Source organism: Pseudomonas sp. SLFW (genome assembly GCF_009905615.1).
Classification (GTDB): Bacteria; Pseudomonadota; Gammaproteobacteria; order Pseudomonadales; family Pseudomonadaceae; genus Aquipseudomonas; species Aquipseudomonas bambusae.
In genome coordinates, this window is sequence record NZ_JAAAKW010000009.1 from 198,252 (window position 1) to 215,303 (window position 17,052).

The following is a 17,052-nucleotide window of genomic DNA, read 5'->3' on the forward strand; positions in this document are numbered from 1 at the left end:
TCAGGGCGCGCTTATAACGTACCTGCCTTCTTCCAGCTTAAATAGCGACTCACCAATTGCGGCCCCAATTCGCCGGGCCGCACATCCAGCACGGGAATACCATGGGCGGTCAAACGCTCATGCAAGCTCGCGCGTGCGTTGAGAAACTCCACCGTGCCGCAGTAATCGAGGGCCTGTTGCCAGGTTTGTACGGGGGCGTGTCGTTGTTCGTCCAGCACGTTTTCCCGAAGGCTGGCGATCAGCACCCGGTGATGGCGGCTCAGCTGTTTGACGGCGCCGAGCAACTCTTCGTCGTCCTCATCCCGCAAGTTGGTCACCAACACGACCAGGGCCCGACGCTTTTGCCGGATCAGTAACTGTCGGACGGCGGCGCTGTAGTCGGCAGGTCGCTGGGTGCTGTTGAGATCGTAAACGTGGTTCAGTAACACATTGAGCTGCGCCGCGCCCTTGACCGGTGACAGATGTCGATTCGCGTCAGCGGCGAAGGTCGAGACGCCGACGGCATCACCTTGTCGAAGCGCGACGTAACCCAGCAACAGGCAGGCGTTGAGGGCATGGTCGAAATGCGTCAACTCGCCGTCCTGGCTGCGCATTCGGCGTCCGCAATCGAGCAGGAAGACAATCTGCTGATCGCGCTCGTCCTGGTACTCCCTGGCGATCGGCGTGCGTTGGCGCGCCGTCGCTTTCCAGTCGATCTGCCTCAGGCTGTCGCCCTCTCGAAACTCGCGCAGTTGATTGAATTCCAGCCCCAACCCCCGACGCTGGCGCTGACGAATACCGATCTGACTGAGCCAGTTGTCCACTGCCAGCAACTGGCCGTTGTGCAGCCGGGCAAAATCCGGGTAGACCCTGGCGGCATTGCAGACAGGCACATAGCGTCGCGACAGCCAAAGGCGCAGCGGGCTACGTAGCTGAACTTCGATGCGTTCGAAGGCGAAGTGCCCGCGGCTGGTGGGACGAAGGCGGTAGGTCAATTGCGCTTTGCGCTGCGGGCGCAGAACGATGTCTTGAGGCAGATATTCGGTTTCGTACTGATTGCCGGGCCCTTGAGGGCCGTGGTCGAACAGGGTCAGTGGCACGCTGCGCAGAAAGTCGTGTTCGAGTTCCACGCGCACGTCGCTCCAACGCCCCAGCGCCAGACTGCCCGGTACGTGGCGTTGCAGGCGAGGCGAGGGGAGCCGCCAGAGCCAGAAGGCGTCCAGCGCGATCAACACACCCATCACGCAAAACACTGCCCAGAACAGCCCGTCGAGCTTGGCGGCTGGTCCGCGCCCCAACGCCTGAAACACGCCCAGCAGCAACGCGACGGCGGCCAGGGCGGCCAGCCACCACAACAGGCGTGTCGAGGGCTTGAGCAGTTGTTTCATTGGCGCGGCGCCGCCACCTGATCCAGCAACTGTTTGAGCACTTGATCCACCGACAGGCCTTCGATGTCCAGTTCCGGCGACAGCCTGACCCGATGGCGCAAGACAGCCAGTGCGCAGCCTTTGATGTCATCGGGAATCACGAATTCACCGCCGCGCAGCAAGGCCCGGGCCCGACCGCCGCGGACCAGTGCAATCGACGCTCGCGGGCCTGCGCCCAAGGTCAAACCCGGCCACGTACGGGTGGCTCGTGCCAGGCGTACGGCGTAATCCAGCACGTGTTCGTCAACGGGCAAGTCGCTGGCAATGCGTTGCAGCGCCTGAACGTCCTTGGCCTGCATCAAGGTTCGAAGGGGCTGAACGTCGAGCATGTCCGAGCGGGTGGAACGCGTGACCTGGCGCACCATGTCCAGCTCCTGCTCGGCCTGGGGGTAGTCCATGCGCAGCTTGAGCATGAACCGGTCAAGCTCGGCTTCGGGCAGCGGGTAGGTGCCTTCCTGTTCGATAGGGTTTTGTGTCGCCAGCACCATGAACGGCTGCGGCACAGGCAGGGCGCGACCTTCGAGGGTCACCTGCCGCTCCTGCATGGCTTCCAGCAACGCGGCCTGGGTTTTGGCGGGGGCGCGGTTGATCTCGTCCGCCAGCAGCAGGTTAGTGAAGAGCGGCCCTTTGCGGAGCTTGAACTGCTCGGTCTGCATATCGTAAACGGCATGGCCGGTGACATCGCTGGGCATCAGGTCGGGGGTGAACTGAATGCGGGCGAACTCGCCACCGAAGCAGCGGGCAAGGGCGCGAACGAGTAAGGTCTTCCCAAGACCGGGAACGCCTTCGAGCAACACGTGGCCGCCGCCGATCAACGCCGTGAGGACGTCATCGATGACCGCATTCTGGCCGATCACGGCTTTCTGCAGTTCATGCCGGACTGCCTGGGCAAGATGGATGGCACGCTGTCGCTGCTGCGCCGGATGGCTGGCGGGAGGTAACTGCGCGTCGGTGGTTTTCGCCTCCCCGTGTTCCAGAGTGGCGGCGGGTTCGGCATGTTCCGGAACGGTGTCTACGCTGCTCGACGGCGGTGTCGGATGATCGCTCATAAGGCATTCCTGAGGGTTTGCAGGTAGGCAACCTGACGGGTGAATTCGGGGCTCGACAGACGCTCTTCAAGGCGCGGACGCAGGGCTTGACCGATGGCACTGGTGGGCTGTCGGGTGATGCGTGCCAGCCATTGCCATTGTTCGGTCACCGGCAGCGCTTCGAAGCCGGGATGACGTTGTCGGGCGCGGCGCAGGATGTCCTGCTGCAAGGCACGTAGCAACGCATGTTGTCCCTTGCGCCGCAGAATGAAGTCGGCGCTGGCGCGTAAATGCTCGCCGAGTTGACGTCGGGCACGAGAAGGCTCCGGCAGCAATGGACCTTGCCGCATGCCGCTGTGCCACAGCCCGGCACCGATGCACAGGGCCAGCGCGAAGAGCGCCTGGGGGAAGTATTTCCACAGAAGGCCGAACACGTCTTCATGATCGGTCCGCAGCAGCAGGGTCACGGCGCTGTCCTGGCTCAAATACCACATCAGCCAGGCGTTGTCGTATTTACCAATGGCGCGGGTTTTCCACAGGTCGGCGTCGGTGAGGACCGTGATCAGGCCACTGCCGTAGACCATCTGCAGCATGTGCGTGGCATCGGCGCTGTTGGCCCATGACTGTGCATGATCCTGAGGATCGTCCAGATGGAAGGCCGGGTCGAAGCTCATGTAGGCCGGTTCGTTTTCGTTTTGTACGTAAAGCCGGGTCAGTTCTGGCCACGGCGTGTCCGGCGCCTTGATGTCAGGCGTGGTCAGCGGAATGATCGGCTTGATCTGCTCACGTTCGCGCCGTCGATCCTGCTCGCGCACATCGCGGGTCATGAACTGGCGGATCTGCAGCTGGTCGAGCAGCAGGTCGCCGCTTCGGCCCTTCTTCTCATCCCATAACTGTTCGGCGACGAACAGCAGCCGCCCTCCCGCCCGCACCCAGGTCAGCAGGCGCGTCACTTCAGCAGGTGTCATCTTTTCGCGGGTGTCCAGCAGCATCAGGGTCTGTGGCTTCTCCTTGATGTCGGGAAGCGTGGTGAGCGCCTGGGTGACGCTGACGGTGAGCCCGCGCTGACGCAGAAACGTTTCGGCGGCGAGATAAGGGTTGGCACGCACTTCAGGCGATGGCCCTTGGTCGACGACTTCTTCGTAGTGTTCAAGTTGCTTGAACAGCGGCACGCCGGCGCCGACGAGGCCAAGCACCACCACGGCGATGACAAGCAGCCACGTGCCACGGCTCATGATGGGACCCCGTGCGCGAACAGTCGCCGCCAGTCTTCACAGAGCGTCTTCTGCACATCGCCCGGAGGAAGTTGATGGCCGTAGGCGAGGTTCTGCCAGTGGCGTGTCAGTTCATGGCTAAAGGCGTGCAGCGGCGGCTGATTCAGTGCCGTCACGCGCTCCAGCACCTGACTTTCCGTGTCGGCGTTTTTCAGCGGCAATTGATAGTCGTTGATCAATCGGCTCAGCAGCGCGCGATACAACAGGCTCAGGGCGTCACGGGGTGATTGCGCCCAGAGTTTTTCCGCTGCCGCTGCAACATCGTTCGGCAGGCTTTCTGCGTTCACTTGCAGGCCAAACAGTTGCCGGGGCGCGTCACGTCGAGGGCGCAGGGCGGGTTTGCCCTTGCTGACAAAGGTGCCGAACCATGCCCGATAGCGCCAGACGACCCACGCGACGATCAGCGCGACCAATGTCCACAACAGCACCTGAAACACTGTCGACAGGGTTTTGCCGATGTTGAGCAGATTCATTACCAGCTTCACCAGCCATTGCGGGGTGTCGCTGTTCTTGCCGGCTTTCGCGCCGTGCTTTTGATCGGCCAGACGCCAGCCCGACACTGCCTTCGGATTCTTGAAGGGCGGATTGTCCAGCACCGCTTTGATCGCGGCTTGCGACGCTTCGCTGGTCAGTGGTTGATTCAGGAGTCGCGGCGTGCCAGGTGCTGCGACCTGTTCTTCCGTTTGAGGCAGATCCAATGGCGGCAAAGGACAGCTGTAACCCGATTCGTCAACGGGCTCGGTCGCCATCGCGGGGGAGGGTGAAAAACCGAAGACCAGAGAAACGCCCACCAACAGCACGTAGGCGCTGCCGATCACCCGTTGCCGCAAGCGGCGGAAGGCCAGTTCGATGTCCCAGGATTCCAGTGTCGTCCGACGGTTGAGGTAGAGGGTAAAACCGCATGACACGTAAATGGGGCCCCACAGCACCAGGACCAAGGCATAGAAACCATTGGTCAAATGTTCCAGCCAGTTCCAGTTGCCCTCAATGTCCAACAGGCTGCGCCACGACCAGTCCAGTTCGACCTGCTGAGGGATGAGCGCATAGAACAGCAGCATCAGACCTATCCAGAAGCACATTTCGAGTGTGCTGCCCAAGGAGGTCAGGCAGCGTACGACACGCAGATTTTTCTCGCCCAGCACCGCGATGCGTTGTGCTCGCTGAAGACCGTCCAGTCCTTCCAGTTGCTGCACCGGTAGATAGAAGCTGCGACTGAGGCTGAATCGCCGCCAGGTGAGGCTGGCAAGCAGTTGGGGTTTAAGCGCGCGCGGCCAGGCTTTCAGCGCCTCTTTAAGGGTGGGCGGCGTGCCGAACAGCGCTTGTGACAGGATCAGCAGCGGCAGTCGTTCGTACGCGGGCTTCAACCACCAGAACAGCAGGACAGCGATGGAAGGGTAATCCCAGAGCAGGGCTGTCAGCAGCGCGAAGAGTGGCAGCGTGACGATCGCCCAACTCGTCATCAGCAAACGCCGATGCTCACGTGCCAACAGCACGCCGAGGTCGACGGCTTCCCAGGGGTTGCGCGGGCGTATGGCGACGCGGGCTTCAGTCAGGCGCATGGGCGGTGCGTCCGGCGAAGATCAGGTAAGCGGAAACCAGCGCCCACAGCACAGCGCCCACCAGGTATTTGGTCGTGGGCTGAGGCCATGTCATGGACGACCAGTACGCCTCTATAAAGGCGGCAATGAGCAAGAACAGCATGACGCCCCCGATCAGGCGCACGCTGGTTTTGGCCGCCACTCGCAAGGCTTCGCCTCGACGCAGCGGCCCGGGCGCCAGCAACGCCCAGCCGAGCTTCAACCCGGCGGCACCTGCCAGCGCGATGGCGGTCAGCTCGAAGGCGCCGTGACCCACGACGAACGGCCAGAAGGTCTCGCCAAAGCCCACATCGGTGAGGTGTCCCGCGACCGCGCCGATCATCAGGCCGTTGAAGAACAGGAAAAACAGGCTGCCCAGTCCGAACAGCAAACCGCTGGCGAAGGTCTGAAACGCGATGCCGATGTTGTGCATGATGTAGTAGCCGAACATCAGCCAGTCGGTGCTCGATGCACGTTCCGCCGCTTGGCCGATACGCCGCGCTGCCGGGTCGTACATGCCTTCCATTTCCCCGACTTGAGCGGGGCTGACCACGCTGTAGATCAGGTCCGGCCAGGCGTAGACCAGCACACCCATGAGGATCAAGCTGCCGAAGAAAAGGGCGCCCGCCAGGGCGACCAGCCGCCACTCCGAACGCACCAGACGAGGGAAGTCCGCCAGCACGAAGCTCAGCAGCTGCGCGGCGAACTGGCTGCGATGGCGGTACAGCTGTTGGTGCCCGCGCATCGCCAATTGCTGCAAAGGGTCGATCAGGTAGCTGCTGTAGCCACGCTCCTGAGCCAGCGCCAGTTGCTGACAGATTTGCCGGTACGCTTCGGCGAAACCGTCGCCCGCTTCGTTCTTGCGCCGACTGCGTTCCAGCGCATCCAGGCGTTCCGCGAAACGTTGCCAGTCACCCTGATGACGTTGTTCGAATTGGCTCTGTTTCATGCCGAACCCGCCAGGTCGCGAGCGATGCCGTTCACTTGGGTCACGGCGTGTTCGGGCGGGAGGTGCGTGGGCATTTGCAGGACGGGAACGAGTATCGCCGCCAGTTCCTGGCCGCGAGCAGGGGAAAGGTCATGCTGTCGTTCAGCAAAGGACAGCACCGCCCGCTGTTCTTCAAGTGTCAGGATCAAGGGCGCGGCGACGGCGGTAACGTCGGGCAGTGAGGGACGGGAAATCGACGCGTCGCGGTAAATGACCAGCGTACCTGCCGCCAGATCACCGAGCCGTTTGAAGAGGGGATGCTGAAGGCAGGCGAACGCGCCCACGCTGTAGCCGAAGGGCAGCATGTCGACGAATCGCAACAGATTACGCAGCAGCGAAGCAGACCAACCGACCGGCGTGCCGTCATCGTGGACCACGCGCAGCCCCATGAGCTGTTTGCCAGGCGTGCGGCCTTGGTGCAGGACTTCGAACAGCACCATGTACCACCAATTGATGAGAAACAGCGCCAGCACGAACAGCCCGGTGCCGAACTCCCCGAAGGCGTCGAGCAAGAAAAACAGCCCCACCAGCAGGACGCCGCGAATCAGCAGGTCAAACGCGAACGCAAGTGACCGCGACAGCAGCCCAGCCGGTCTCAACACCAGGTCGATGCCTTCCGGGGTTTCGAGGCGGATGCGGGTGTCCAGTGGAGCAGGCTGCGCAGCATTCCTTGGCCAAGCGTGCGAAGAGGACATTGTCGGTGGGGGTACGCCAGAAAATAAAGCCTGATGCTAGCCAGCACGGCAGTCCTAAGCAACCGGATGATTCGGAAGCATCGTGTGGGAAATGTCTTTAAACACTTCTGACCGGCCTTAGGGTGGGCAGGGCGTGGAAGTCGATCTGGTAGACTTCGCCGGTCTTCTGCTCAGGATCAGCCCGTGACTTCCAGCATTTTCTGGTACGACTACGAAACCACCGGCATCAATCCGCGCAACGACCGGCCGCTCCAGGTGGCGGGGATTCGCACGGACGATCAACTCAACGAGATATCCGAGCCGGTCAATCTTTACTGTCAGCCCAGCGATGACATCCTTCCGCACCCGGCTGCATGTCTGGTCACGGGCATCACACCGGCGCGTCTGGCGGAAAAGGGTTTGTGTGAGGCCGACTTCATGACCCGCGTGCATGCCGAACTGTCGCTGCCGGGTACGTGCGGTGCTGGCTATAACACCTTGCGGTTCGACGACGAAATGACGCGCTACAGCCTGTACCGTAACTTTTTCGACCCCTATGGTCGGGAGTGGCAGGGGGGCAATAGCCGTTGGGATCTGATCGATGTCGTGCGCACGGCCTATGCGTTGCGTCCGGAGGGCATTGTCTGGCCGGAAGAGGAAGGACGCGTCACGCTCAAACTTGAGCGGCTGACCGCTGCAAATGGTATCGACCACGGGCAGGCTCACGACGCGCTTTCCGATGTTCGTGCCACTATTGCATTGGCGCGGCTCATCCGTGACAAGCAACCCAAGCTTTACGACTATCTTTTTCAGTTGCGCAGTAAACACAAGGTCCAGGAGCAGGTTCGTTTGCTGCAACCGCTGGTGCATATATCGGGACGTTTTTCGGCGGCGCGTAGTTACCTGGGTGTAGTGCTCCCGTTGGCGTGGCACCCCACCAACCGCAACGCGCTGATTGTCTGTGACCTGTTTCATGATCACCGCCCGTTACTGGACGAAGACGCACAGACCTTGCGCCAGCGTTTATATACCCGTCGCGAGGATTTACTGGAGGGGCAATTTCCGGTTCCCCTTAAACTACTGCATATAAACAAATGCCCGGTAGTCGCGCCATTGAGTGTCTTGCGTGAGGAAGACCGTCAGCGCCTGCACATCGATCTGAGCGTCTACAAAGAGCGCGTTCATCAGCTGAACGAAGGTCAGGCGATCTGGCTGGAAAAGTTGAAAGAGGTTTATGCCAGTGATGATTTCGCTGTCAGCGAAGACCCGGAACAACAGTTATATGATGGATTTATTAACGACAGGGATCGCCGTCTTTGTGAACAGGTTCGCATGGCAGAGCCACAACAACTAGCGAGCGACCCGTGGCCCTTCGATGATCCGCGACTTCCCGAGTTGTTATTTCGCTACCGGGCTCGCAACTTTGCTGAAACCCTGACGGTCACCGAACAGCAGCGCTGGCTGGGGTTTTGCCAGGAGCGTCTCATCAATCCCCAGGCAGGGGCGCCCAATACCCTGAAAGCCTTTACCAAGGCGTTGATAGAGCTGTCGTTGAAAGCATCGCCGGAGCAGCTCAAGGTGCTGTCCGAGTGGCAGGATTATTCGATACAACTCAAGCACCGCTTGGGCATCTGAGTGCGCGGTTGAGATAAAAAACCTGCCATAAAAAACGCCAGCTTTCGCTGGCGTTTTTGGGTCGCACATCACTGCACAACGGCTGTTGCAATACGCGAGCTATTAGCCCAGCAGAGTTGCCCAGCTTTCAACCTCGTCACCGCCCCACTTGGCTTTCCACTCTTTCAGCGTCTTGTGGTTGCCACCTTTGGTTTCGATGATTTCGCCGTTATGCGGGTTCTTGTATTGCTTGACCTTGCGCGCACGCTTGGTGCCGGTAGTTTTGACTGCGGCGCCGCCACGTGAGGCTTTCAACTTGGAATCTGGATCCAGCAACGCGATGATGTCGCGCAGGGATTTTTGATATTCGCCCATCAGGGTGCGCAGTTTGCCTTCGAACTCAAGTTCCTTTTGCAGTTTGTCGTCCTGTTGCAGATTTTGCAGACGAGCTTGCAGTTCTTTGATGGCTTCTTCTGTTGCGCGGTATTCGTTGATCAGGGACATGAGGGCTACCTGTGTGGTGATGGGCAGGGTGTAATGACGCAATAATAGTCACAGTATTTGCGCAAGTAAACATTTAAGAAATGTTTTATCTGTCGCATTCTGAAATAGCCCACTCACATGCAGGCGACCATCAAACAAGTGTCGTGGAGAGGTAGCGTAAAATACCGGGGCTATTTAGTAGGTTTATTGACGCCGAGTTTCGTGTCGGGCTGTGCAGCGCAGGAACAGCTACCCATTACCGCTGATCGGCATGGGTTTCGGGGGCTGTGAAATCAGTGCAAGGAGGCTGCTGCACAGCGGGCGGGTAATCGCTAGAATAGCCGCCTTTGCGAAGTTCTGGAGTTTCCCCTCATGCGCACTTTTCGTCTGGTGATTGCTTGCCCGGACCGTGTCGGTATCGTTGCCAAAGTCAGTAACTTTCTGGCGACCTACAACGGCTGGATTACCGAAGCAAGTCATCACTCTGACAACCTCAGCGGCTGGTTTTTCATGCGCCATGAAATCCGTGCCGATACCTTGCCGTTCGATCTGGAAGGTTTCCGTGAAGCGTTCACGCCTATCGCCGAAGAATTTGGCATGGACTGGCGCATCACCGATTCGGACCAAAAGAAGCGCGTCGTACTCATGGCGAGCCGTGAATCCCATTGCCTGGCCGACCTGCTGCACCGTTGGCACAGCGACGAACTGGACTGCGAGATCGCCTGCGTGATCTCCAACCATCAGGACCTGCGCAGCATGGTCGAGTGGCACGACATCCCTTATTACCACGTGCCAGTGGACCCAAAAGACAAGGAGCCAGCGTTCGCCGAAGTTTCGCGTCTGGTCAAACAGCACGACGCCGATGTCGTGGTCCTGGCGCGCTACATGCAGATTCTGCCGCCGCAACTGTGCCGCGAGTATGCGCATCAGGTGATTAACATTCATCACAGCTTCCTGCCATCGTTCGTGGGCGCCAAGCCTTATCACCAGGCATCGCTGCGCGGTGTGAAGCTGATTGGTGCGACGTGCCACTATGTGACCGAAGAGCTGGACGCGGGCCCGATCATCGAGCAGGACGTCGTGCGTGTCACCCACCGCGACAGCATCGAGAACATGGTGCGTTTCGGCCGTGACGTGGAAAAGATGGTGTTGGCCCGCGGCTTGCGCGCTCACCTGGAAGACCGCGTGCTGGTGCACGACAACAAGACTGTGGTGTTTGACTAAACTCGAACGGCGCTACTCTGTGAGGGAGCGAAATCATTCGCGAGGAGTCTGCCAGGGCGATACATCTCTATCGTCTGGAAGATTTTTCGCGATGAATTCGCCCCCACAGAATCCATCCCCCGAACCCTGAAGGGTTGCTGCAATGGTCAATCCACTCGACAAAGCCACCTCCAAAGCCCCACCGACGCTTGGCGAAGGCTGCCTCAGTCGCTATGACCCCGACGCCTTGTCGCCTGATGACGGCACCGAGTTCGAGGGCGCTGAGCAACTCTGGGAGCAGGTCAAGCCCGACGCCGAAGACGAATCAAGGCGTCTTGATCCGCAATAGTTTCATGAGCAACGGCTTGCCGACCATCAGCAAGAAAACCGGACCGCCTGCGACGAGATAAAAGTAATAGGTCACGATTCGCCAGATCAGAATCGCCGCTGCTGCGGTCGATTTTCCCACCATGGGCGCTAACAACGCCGCTGACGTTAATTCCGCCGCCCCGGCGCCACCCGGCGAGAGGCTGAATTGCCCCGCGCTCAACGACAGCATCTGGACCAGAAACGTCCAGGCCCAGTCGATGTCCACGCCGAGCCCGAGCAACGCCAGGTACAGCACGCTATAGCGCAATCCCCAATGCACGCACGTCAGCAGGAATACCTTGAACAGCACGCGATGAGGCATCTTCCAGGTTTCGGCCAGCGCGTCGCGAAAATGCAGAAGCTTGCGGGCCCAACGGATGCGCGAAGCGTTCTTGCGTTTGAGGCGCTTGAGCAATCTGCCGTTGAACAAAATGATCCGGCGGTGATATCGAGCGAATCCTGCACAGACACACAGCCCGGCCCCGATCAGCAGGGCGCTGGCGATGAGCATCCATTCCAGGTTTTCACTGAGTTTGTGGAACACCGCATAGATGAGGATGCCGATCAGGGCGAGCAGAAAAAACACCAGGTCATTGAGCTGGTCGGTGGCAAAGGCTGCCGTACTTTTGGCCGGGCCAATGCCGCAGCGTGACAGCAACGCTACGAGGGTGAGCGGTGCGCCGCTGCCACCCGGCGTGGCGCTGTAGGCGAATTCGGTGGCCATGACCACGCCCAGACTCTTGCGCATCCCCAACCCGTTGGCGCTCTCGCCGAGCAACAAACGTAAGCGCATGGTGTTCGCGCACCAACCCACCAGCACCATGCCGAACATCGCCAGAAACAGAGGGAGCGGGAAGTTGCGCAAGCGATGGAACATGTCCATGCCGCCCATGAACAGCGGAATCAGCAGGGCGAGGACCAGCACGGCTGCCAGCCAAAAGAGTCGCTTCACGCGCAGAACCTGCCGGAGCGTCGCACAAAATGGCTGCGCAAAAGGGACAGCCTAAGAGCGCGCGCCTTGGCGTCGGGTCGGGCTGCATTGAGCATCTTGGGCGTATCCTCCATTTTTCGTCCTAGATTGACCGCTCGCACAGGCGGGTGTTCGGTGAGCACCGATGGCCTCGTTGGGTGAACTAGAGTGAAGGGGCCGACTCGGGTTGGCAATCTTCGATGCAGAAGAGTCGAGTGCGTCGCCTCGGTTTCTCTGCACATAAACAATGCGATCTCTGGGTGAAGACATGCCGGATTCTCAAGACATTCTTATCGGCGCCGGGCTGGACGGTCAGCCCATTGGGCAGGCGTTGCGTCTGGCCAATCGTCATGGGCTGGTGGCGGGCGCGACGGGCACCGGGAAGACCGTGACGTTGCAGCGCTTGGCAGAAGCGTTCAGTGATGCGGGCGTGGCCGTGTTCGCGGCCGATATCAAAGGCGACCTGTGCGGCCTGGGGGCGGCGGGCAATCCTCAGGGCAAGATCGCCGAACGCATCGCCGGTATGCCGTGGTTGAACCACTCACCTCGGGCATACCCCGTCACGCTGTGGGATGTACAGGGGCAGTCGGGTCATCCTCTGCGCACGACGCTGTCGGAAATGGGCCCACTGCTGCTCGGAAGTCTGCTTGAGCTGACTGACAGCCAGCAATCGGCCCTGTACGCAGCGTTCAAGGTGGCTGACAGAGAGGGCTTGTTGCTCCTGGATATCAAAGACCTCAAGGCGCTGCTCAATTACCTGCGTGAACAACCGGCAGCGCTGGGCGAAGACAGTGCGCTGATGACCACCGGCTCCAGCCAGGCGCTGTTGCGTCGGTTGGCCGTGCTGGAACAACAGGGTGCCGAAGCTTTGTTCGGCGAGCCCGCTTTGCAATTGGAAGACATCCTGCAGCCAGCAAGTGATGGGCGAGGGCGCATTCATTTGCTGGACGCCAGCCGTTTGGTGCACGAGGCGCCAAAGGTGTACGCGACGTTTCTGTTATGGCTGCTGGCCGAATTGTTCGAGCAACTTCCGGAACGTGGCGATGCCGATAAGCCTTTGCTGGCCCTGTTTTTCGACGAGGCGCACTTGTTGTTCGCGGACACGCCCAAAGCCTTGCAAGACCGACTTGAGCAGGTGGTGCGGTTAATTCGCTCCAAAGGGGTGGGCGTGTATTTCGTCACACAGTCGCCGGGGGATCTGCCGGACACCATCCTGGCGCAGCTCGGTTTGCGCATTCAGCACGGCCTTCGAGCATTCACCAGCAAGGAGCAGAAATCCCTCAAGGCGGTGGCTGACGGGTTTCGACCCAATCCCGAGTTCGACGCGTTGACGGTGCTCACTGAACTGGGCATTGGCGAAGCGTTGGTCGGGACGTTGCAGGAAAAAGGCACGCCGGAGATCGTCAGACGGGTGCTGGTGGCGCCACCGCAATCGAGAATCGGCCCGTTGACCGAGTCGGAGCGGGCAGGGCTGATCGCTCAGTCGCCGCTGGCCGGACGCTATGACAAGCCAGTGGATCGTGAGTCTGCCTATGAGATGTTACTGGCCCGCAAGGGGCCTGCGGTCGATCCGGCGCATCCCGCTGCGACCGAGGAAAAGTCGGAAGGCGGATTTGCGGACATGGCGGGCGGGTTTCTGGGGGGATTGGCGGGGCAGGCGGTCAAGAGCGCGATGCGACAGGCTGCGAATCAGATCGGCCGGGAGTTGGTGCGCGGCTTGATGGGGTCGTTGCTGGGTGGAAGCAAGAAACGGCGTTAAGCATTTAGGTCACTGCAGAAAACGAAATGCCCACTGTGGGAGTGGGCATTTTCATTTCTATCAAGTCCTGGTCACGCCAGCGCCTTGGACGCTAGCCAGAACAGGCCCGCCGACAGCGCGACGGTGGCGGGCAGGGTCAGCACCCAAGCCAGCAGAATGTTGCGAACGGTGCCACCTTGCAGGCCGCTCTTGTTCGCCACCATGGTCCCGGCCACACCGGACGACAGAATGTGTGTAGTCGAGACGGGCAGACTGAACACGTTGGCCAGGGCAATGGCGCTGGAGGTGGTGATCTGAGCTGACATGCCTTGGGCGTAAGTCATGCCCTGTTTGCCGATCTTCTCACCTATGGTCAGTACCACGCGTTTCCAGCCGACCATGGTGCCGATACCCAACGCCAGTGCCACGGCCAGAATCACCCAGAACGGGGCGTATTCCGTGGTGGTGGTCAGGTCCTTGCGCAGTTTTTCCAGATCGGATTTTTCACGGGCGTCGAGCGCTGGAAGTTTGCCGACCTTGCGCGCGGTGTCGTCAAGGCACAGCAGATAACGGCGGACTTCGATGCGGTGCTCAGGGGCCAGGCTGTGATAGTCGGTCACGCCTTTAAGGGTGTTCAGCAGCGCGTCGATGGTCGGCTCGGTTTGCTCCGGATTGCAGCTGAAGCGCTCCGGCAGATCGCCCGAGGTCGACTTGCCCAGTGCGAGGTACTCGCCCAGGGTCGCATTGTTGCGCTGATAGAACTGGCTCAGGTGCAAGGTGGCGTCGCGAGTGCGTTCGATCTGGTAAGTGGTCGTGCTCAGGTCCAGGACGAATTGGGCAGGGACGATACCGATCAGCACTAGCATGATCAGGCCGATGCCTTTCTGGCCGTCGTTGGAGCCGTGCACGAAGCTCACAGCCATGGCTGAAATCACCAATACCAGACGGTTCCAGAACGGCGGATGCTTTTTGTCATCGACGGTGCGGCGCTGTTCTGGCGTCTTGTGCATTTTCGACAACGGACGCCACGCTTTCAGACCGATCAGCACCAAGGCTGCGACGATGAAACCCATCAGCGGCGAGAACACCAGCGAGGCGCCAATGTCGATCGCCTTCTGCCAGTTAACGCCTTCGCCCAGCGGGATGTGGTTGATCAGCGCGTTGGCCAGACCCACGCCGAGAATCGAGCCGATCAGCGTGTGGGAGCTGGATGCAGGAATACCGAAATACCAGGTTCCGAGGTTCCAGGTAATCGCCGCTGCCAGCAGCGAAAACACCATGGCCAGGCCATGGCCGGTGTTGACGTTGATCAGCAACTCAACCGGGAGCAGGTGGACGATGGCATAAGCCACGCCGACGCCGCCCAGAAGGACTCCGAGAAAGTTGAATACACCCGAGAAGAACACGGCCAGATGAGGCGGCATGGCCTTCGTGTAAATGACTGTCGCCACCGCGTTGGCGGTGTCGTGAAAGCCATTGATGAACTCGAAGGTGAGGACAAACGCCAGAGCGAGCAGCAGGCTCACAATCACCCAGGCATCCAGTCCGCTGAATAAATCGATCATGGAAGGTTTTCTGACCCGGTATTAAGGGGGCGGGATTATGACAGAAAAAAAACATATCGATAGGCGCGCTGCCAACTGGTAGCAACCTGCAACGAAAATTCTGTCCAGCCACCCCCGTTGACTTCCTGTCAGGAAGCGAGATGCACGGCGCTCGCTACAACCTAAGCCCAAACGGGGAACGATCAACTGGGTGCTCAGGCATCACCTCGTCAAGAAGCGTGCCCAAAGGAACGGTTCAAGGTTCTTCCTTGAGCTCGCTTTCCATCTTCTGAAGTTCTTGCTTGAACGCCTGATCAAGCAAGCTGGCGCGCTTGCGCCATGGCTTGCGTTCCGGCTCGGGTTGGGCGGCGTAAGTGGTCACTTCACCACCGTATACTTCCTTGTAACGTTGTTCCTGGCGCTCTAGTTCTGCGCGCAGTTCATCTTTGGTCACGTTATTACCTGAGGGTGTCAAGTTTGATTCTGGCGTTAACGCAGTGTCCGGAAGTGTTGAACGTCATGGGCCGATCGGTGACGGGCAAACGGTCGCGATCAGCTTTCAACGAAAGTATTAAGCACTTCCGCCACCTGCGGCTACGCACACCAGAACGAAAAACTGTCGTAGCGACATTCATTTTTGGGTGGTGCCAGTCGGCTGGCGAATTGACCAGGCTTCTGGCCTGTCTATCGCCGGCGCTGCACTCGGGTAGTGCGAGCGGCGTGTTGATTGGATCCACGCCCGATGGAGCTGCGGACGTCACCCACGCCTTGGCGTTATAGCACGTCAATTGCCGTTACTATCTCCAAGAAGATCACAAGAGTCAACGGTGGAGGGCGCTGTAATTCAATAAGAGAGGATAAATACTGTTTTTGTGTACGAAGGTTCCGAAGTTCTTGCCAGCAAATGTATGGCTAACTTTGCTAAGCATAAAAGCGAACGCTTGAGACAGAATTCTGACGACGTAATTCCATGACAATGCGCAGGCGCCGATAAAAGCAATTGTATTCGGATGCTTACAATTGAACGCGAGAGGGACAGAGCGAAGATAAAAACGGCCTTGCGGGTAGCAAGGCCGTGCCTGGGACTTCTCAGTGGGTACCTGACCAGTATTTCCAAGAAGCCACATGGTGGCGTGTGAAAGGTATAAGCAACCGGGCCAGTGGTCAATTGCGATTATCGGTCAGTCGTTCGATAATCGCCCAAACCGCCCTTGCCGTTGCACACAAAAGAGGCGAGAGTGGCGCTATAGAAGGCCTGCAAGGCCACGACGAACGGTGTGAAGATGAATGATCAACTGCGCAATTCCTTTGCTTCGCTGGCCCCGCCAATCGTGGCGTCACCGGCCAAGCGGATTCAGGCCTTCACAGGTGATCCGGATTTCATGACCTCGCTGGCCCGTGGGCTGGCTGTGATTCATGCCTTTCAAGAGCGCAAACGCCACCTGACGATAGCCCAGATCAGTCATCGCACCGAGATTCCCCGTGCTGCCGTCAGGCGCTGTTTGCACACGCTGATCAAGTTGGGATACGCAACCACCGATGGCCGAACCTATTCGCTGCTGCCAAAGGTGTTGACCCTGGGTCATGCCTATCTATCCTCTACGCCGCTGGCTGTCTCTTCGCAGCCGTATCTCGACAAGATGAGCAGCCAGTTGCATGAGGCCTGCAACATGGCGACCCTTGAAGGTGATGACATTCTCTATATCGCGCGTTCGGCGACGACCCAGCGTCTTATCTCCGTGGACTTGGCCGTGGGAGGGCGTCTGCCTGCCTATTGCACCTCAATGGGCAGGATTCTGTTGGCCGCGCTGGACGACGTTTCGCTGCAGGAATACCTCGATCACGCGGACCTTCAGCCCAAGACCAGCCGCACGCTGCACACCCCTGAAGCGTTGCTTGAATGTCTTCAACAAGTGCGTCAGCAAGGCTGGTGCATTGTCGATCAAGAGCTGGAGCAGGGTTTGCGCTCGATTGCGGTGCCTGTCTATGACGCTTCGGGTCAAGTGCTGGCAGCGCTCAACGTCAGTACCAGCGCCGGGCGGGTCACCCGCAACGAACTTGAGCAGAAATTCCTCCCCATCATGCTCGACGCCAGCCGGAATTTGAGCACACAGCTGTTTACCTGATCTCGGCACCGCTTTTAACTGTTCGATTATCGAACGGTTAGTCGATTACCGAATTGCC

General features: G+C 59.6%; 15 protein-coding genes. 5 read left to right on the forward strand and 10 right to left on the reverse strand.

From position 1 onward, the window contains the following. Window positions 1-11: 11 nt before the first annotated feature. Genes GVN17_RS17695 through GVN17_RS17720 form a run of 6 tightly spaced genes read right to left on the reverse strand, consistent with a single transcriptional unit; the run spans window position 12 to window position 6,968 of the window. A complete protein-coding gene (locus GVN17_RS17695; RefSeq protein ID WP_166596545.1) occupies window positions 12-1,367 on the reverse strand; it encodes a DUF58 domain-containing protein in 1,356 nt (451 codons plus the stop codon). Beyond that, window positions 1,364-2,455, reverse strand: coding sequence for a MoxR family ATPase (locus tag GVN17_RS17700; protein WP_256665291.1), 1,092 nt, complete (start codon window positions 2,453-2,455; stop codon window positions 1,364-1,366). Before GVN17_RS17700 ends, GVN17_RS17695 begins: the two co-directional genes overlap by 4 nt. Continuing rightward, on the reverse strand, window positions 2,452-3,669 hold the full coding sequence (locus GVN17_RS17705) for a DUF4350 domain-containing protein (RefSeq protein ID WP_166596546.1): 1,218 nt from the start codon (window positions 3,667-3,669) through the stop codon (window positions 2,452-2,454). Before GVN17_RS17705 ends, GVN17_RS17700 begins: the two co-directional genes overlap by 4 nt. Beyond that, the gene (locus tag GVN17_RS17710) at window positions 3,666-5,267 is read right to left on the reverse strand and encodes a DUF4129 domain-containing protein (protein ID WP_166596547.1); all 1,602 of its coding nucleotides are present in this window, start codon (window positions 5,265-5,267) and stop codon (window positions 3,666-3,668) included. Before GVN17_RS17710 ends, GVN17_RS17705 begins: the two co-directional genes overlap by 4 nt. Beyond that, window positions 5,254-6,234, reverse strand: coding sequence for a stage II sporulation protein M (locus GVN17_RS17715; RefSeq protein ID WP_166596548.1), 981 nt, complete (start codon window positions 6,232-6,234; stop codon window positions 5,254-5,256). Before GVN17_RS17715 ends, GVN17_RS17710 begins: the two co-directional genes overlap by 14 nt. Beyond that, the gene (locus tag GVN17_RS17720) at window positions 6,231-6,968 is read right to left on the reverse strand and encodes an RDD family protein (RefSeq protein WP_166596549.1); all 738 of its coding nucleotides are present in this window, start codon (window positions 6,966-6,968) and stop codon (window positions 6,231-6,233) included. Before GVN17_RS17720 ends, GVN17_RS17715 begins: the two co-directional genes overlap by 4 nt. A gap of 183 nt (window positions 6,969-7,151) precedes the next feature. On the opposite strand from GVN17_RS17720, the gene sbcB reads away from it, so the two are divergent. After that, entirely contained in the window at window positions 7,152-8,582 is a 1,431-nt protein-coding gene (sbcB, locus tag GVN17_RS17725; protein WP_166596550.1) for an exodeoxyribonuclease I, read from the forward strand. Window positions 8,583-8,684: 102 nt separating this feature from the next. Here the strand turns inward: sbcB and mvaT are convergent, their stop codons facing one another. After that, window positions 8,685-9,065 carry a histone-like nucleoid-structuring protein MvaT gene (gene mvaT, locus GVN17_RS17730; protein WP_166596551.1) on the reverse strand — a complete coding sequence of 127 codons (381 nt, stop codon included), beginning with the start codon at window positions 9,063-9,065 and terminating at the stop codon, window positions 8,685-8,687. Window positions 9,066-9,416: 351 nt separating this feature from the next. On the opposite strand from mvaT, the gene purU reads away from it, so the two are divergent. Next, window positions 9,417-10,268 carry a formyltetrahydrofolate deformylase gene (purU, locus tag GVN17_RS17735; protein WP_166596552.1) on the forward strand — a complete coding sequence of 284 codons (852 nt, stop codon included), beginning with the start codon at window positions 9,417-9,419 and terminating at the stop codon, window positions 10,266-10,268. Between the two features lie 142 nt (window positions 10,269-10,410). Next, on the forward strand, window positions 10,411-10,596 hold the full coding sequence (locus GVN17_RS17740) for a hypothetical protein (protein WP_166596553.1): 186 nt from the start codon (window positions 10,411-10,413) through the stop codon (window positions 10,594-10,596). Here GVN17_RS17740 and GVN17_RS17745 read toward each other — a convergent pair. Further along, window positions 10,573-11,568, reverse strand: a complete 996-nt coding sequence (locus GVN17_RS17745) for a lysylphosphatidylglycerol synthase transmembrane domain-containing protein (protein WP_166596554.1) — start codon at window positions 11,566-11,568, stop codon at window positions 10,573-10,575. The genes GVN17_RS17740 and GVN17_RS17745 overlap by 24 nt on opposite strands. Window positions 11,569-11,854: 286 nt before the next feature. On the opposite strand from GVN17_RS17745, the gene GVN17_RS17750 reads away from it, so the two are divergent. After that, window positions 11,855-13,345, forward strand: a complete 1,491-nt coding sequence (locus tag GVN17_RS17750; RefSeq protein ID WP_166596555.1) for a helicase HerA-like domain-containing protein — start codon at window positions 11,855-11,857, stop codon at window positions 13,343-13,345. 71 nt (window positions 13,346-13,416) lie between these two features. Here the strand turns inward: GVN17_RS17750 and GVN17_RS17755 are convergent, their stop codons facing one another. Continuing rightward, window positions 13,417-14,889, reverse strand: coding sequence for an inorganic phosphate transporter (locus tag GVN17_RS17755; RefSeq protein WP_166596556.1), 1,473 nt, complete (start codon window positions 14,887-14,889; stop codon window positions 13,417-13,419). Window positions 14,890-15,124: 235 nt separating this feature from the next. Then, window positions 15,125-15,322: a hypothetical protein gene (locus tag GVN17_RS17760; protein ID WP_081567915.1), complete on the reverse strand. Its 198-nt coding sequence runs from the start codon at window positions 15,320-15,322 to the stop codon at window positions 15,125-15,127. A gap of 829 nt (window positions 15,323-16,151) precedes the next feature. Between GVN17_RS17760 and pcaR the strand changes: the two genes are divergently transcribed. Continuing rightward, the gene (gene pcaR, locus GVN17_RS17765) at window positions 16,152-16,994 is read left to right on the forward strand and encodes a pca regulon transcriptional regulator PcaR (RefSeq protein WP_166596557.1); all 843 of its coding nucleotides are present in this window, start codon (window positions 16,152-16,154) and stop codon (window positions 16,992-16,994) included. Window positions 16,995-17,052 lie beyond the last annotated feature (58 nt).

Bases quoted from the DNA above. Each gene is read 5' to 3' on its own strand.
- GVN17_RS17700 (WP_256665291.1), bottom strand. From the start codon at position 2,455: ATGAGCGATCATCCGACACCGCCGTCGAGCAGCGTAGACACCGTTCCG.
- purU (WP_166596552.1), top strand. From the start codon at position 9,417: ATGCGCACTTTTCGTCTGGTGATTGCTTGCCCGGACCGTGTCGGTATC.
- GVN17_RS17750 (WP_166596555.1), top strand. From the start codon at position 11,855: ATGCCGGATTCTCAAGACATTCTTATCGGCGCCGGGCTGGACGGTCAG.
- GVN17_RS17740 (WP_166596553.1), top strand. From the start codon at position 10,411: ATGGTCAATCCACTCGACAAAGCCACCTCCAAAGCCCCACCGACGCTT.
- GVN17_RS17715 (WP_166596548.1), bottom strand. From the start codon at position 6,234: ATGAAACAGAGCCAATTCGAACAACGTCATCAGGGTGACTGGCAACGT.
- mvaT (WP_166596551.1), bottom strand. From the start codon at position 9,065: ATGTCCCTGATCAACGAATACCGCGCAACAGAAGAAGCCATCAAAGAA.
- GVN17_RS17710 (WP_166596547.1), bottom strand. From the start codon at position 5,267: ATGCGCCTGACTGAAGCCCGCGTCGCCATACGCCCGCGCAACCCCTGG.
- GVN17_RS17705 (WP_166596546.1), bottom strand. From the start codon at position 3,669: ATGAGCCGTGGCACGTGGCTGCTTGTCATCGCCGTGGTGGTGCTTGGC.
- GVN17_RS17755 (WP_166596556.1), bottom strand. From the start codon at position 14,889: ATGATCGATTTATTCAGCGGACTGGATGCCTGGGTGATTGTGAGCCTG.
- pcaR (WP_166596557.1), top strand. From the start codon at position 16,152: ATGAATGATCAACTGCGCAATTCCTTTGCTTCGCTGGCCCCGCCAATC.
- GVN17_RS17695 (WP_166596545.1), bottom strand. From the start codon at position 1,367: ATGAAACAACTGCTCAAGCCCTCGACACGCCTGTTGTGGTGGCTGGCC.
- GVN17_RS17720 (WP_166596549.1), bottom strand. From the start codon at position 6,968: ATGTCCTCTTCGCACGCTTGGCCAAGGAATGCTGCGCAGCCTGCTCCA.